This is a genomic window from Microcoleus sp. AT3-D2 (assembly GCF_036705715.1).
Lineage (GTDB): Bacteria > Cyanobacteriota > Cyanobacteriia > Cyanobacteriales > Microcoleaceae > Microcoleus.
In genome coordinates this window covers 1-1,657 of record NZ_JAUBVE010000189.1, presented here as the reverse complement: position 1 = coordinate 1,657, position 1,657 = coordinate 1, and the positions used below count along the sequence as shown (strand labels likewise).

The 1,657-nt window shown below is 40.3% G+C and carries 3 pseudogenes; all 3 read left to right on the top strand.

Annotated features, from left to right (window positions below):
• Nucleotides 1–78 precede the first annotated feature (78 nt).
• A pseudogene (locus QUB44_RS30790) lies at nucleotides 79–354 on the top strand (transposase); the annotation flags it as partial.
• Nucleotides 355–525: 171 nt separating this feature from the next.
• Nucleotides 526–1,113: pseudogene (locus QUB44_RS30785) on the top strand (transposase); the annotation flags it as partial.
• 209 nt (nucleotides 1,114–1,322) lie between these two features.
• A pseudogene (locus QUB44_RS30780) lies at nucleotides 1,323–1,508 on the top strand (transposase family protein); the annotation flags it as partial.
• Between the last annotated feature and the right edge of the window lie 149 nt (nucleotides 1,509–1,657).

Below are 1,657 nucleotides of genomic sequence, written 5' to 3'. Positions count from 1 at the left end.
TTCGTAGTTCATATTATTAAGCTAATTTTTTCTTTTATTTTACCTAGAAAGAGCGCACTTTCGCAAGAGGTCTAATATGAAAAAGCCCGTCAGGCTATAGAAGGAAAATTTGGTCAAGCAAAAAGAAGATTTAATCTCGATCGAGTGATGGCTAAACTCGATAATACATCCCAAACAACGATTGCAATTCCTTTTTTAGTCATGAACCTTGTGGCAGGGTTATTGCGGTTATTGTGGCTTTTTGTGTGTCAATTTTTATTAATAACAACTGGAAAGAAGGCAAAGATTATCAAAAATTATGTCCTGGTATTACAACCAAAAGAAAAACTTAAGTTGAGCGTAGGCGAGCAATAGCGTGATCGAACTTTTTTGAGTTTTTTGGACTTATTCAGTAAGCCCTACTTAGGGCTTGCTGAATAAAGAGAAAAACTAGATGTTTTATGGGTTTGTCAGCGCGGCTGGGGTAGTCAAAAGCAAGCATTGCTGGTAAAATGGCTCAAAACCCGTGCATCACCACCTGCGATCGTGTACCGAAAAGTTGAGCAAGCCCCAAGCCCAGCAGCAGACTTTGAACTGCCCAACGGATGCGCGTTGGCAGCAGATAATCGTTGGGTGATCATGACCCAAATAATTCCGTGGTCAGAATTTGAAGCAGAATATGCTCAAAACTTCGTGACAGAAATGGGACCCCCGGCTAAATCATTTCGGCTGGCGTTGGGGGCATTAATTATTAAGGAAAAATTGGGAATTAGCGATCGAGAGACGGTGGAACAAATCCGAGAAAACCCTTACCTGCAATACTTTATCGGTCAATCATCCTACAGCAATGAAGCGCCTTTCGACCCATCGTTATTGGTTCATTTTCGACAAAGAATAAGTGTCGATATAGTTAACAAAATCAATCAAGAAATGGTGAAGAGAATACGCGAAACCGCTGACTCCGAATCAGAAAAAAAAAAGTTAGAAGCAGAAAGCAATTTGCCGAAAAATCGCGGAAAATTAATCCTTGATGCGACTTGCGCTCCAGCCGATATTAGTTATCCGACGGACTTAGGACTATTAAACGCAGCCCGAAAACACACCGAAAAAATTATAGATTCTCTCTATAAGCCTCAGGGTAAGCGCATCTAATTTGGTATCAAAGGTAACAGACCCCAAAAAGAGGGTGCAGTATTATAGCTGCCCGGTTTGTCCGAGAGATTCTATAACAACTCTCAAGCTCAGTAGAAAATAGGAATGAATACTCTATGACTAAAGGATTTTAACCCGTTGTTGCGATTGCTAAATTAAAAAACATAAAAACCCCGCCTCAACCTATTTCTATGCAAGAACTAGAAGGGGGTTTGTTGAGTTATTTTGATGATCTACCAGATCCAAGAGTTGACCGCACTAAACACCACTTACTTAAAGATATTATAGTGATTGCTTTGTTAGCGATAATAGCTGGAGGTAACGGATGGGAAGACATGGAAAATTACGGAATAAGTAAACAATCCTGGCTCAAACAATCGACGTAAGCGTTCAGGGGTATAAAGAAGACGAAAAACCACCCCCAAAATCAAAGAATAAAATTAGGCAGTAGTCAACAAGTCAGAATCATCAGAACAATTATTAGCGTCAGGAAGCAAAGAAGGAGTGGCTGTACCACAACGAGTAG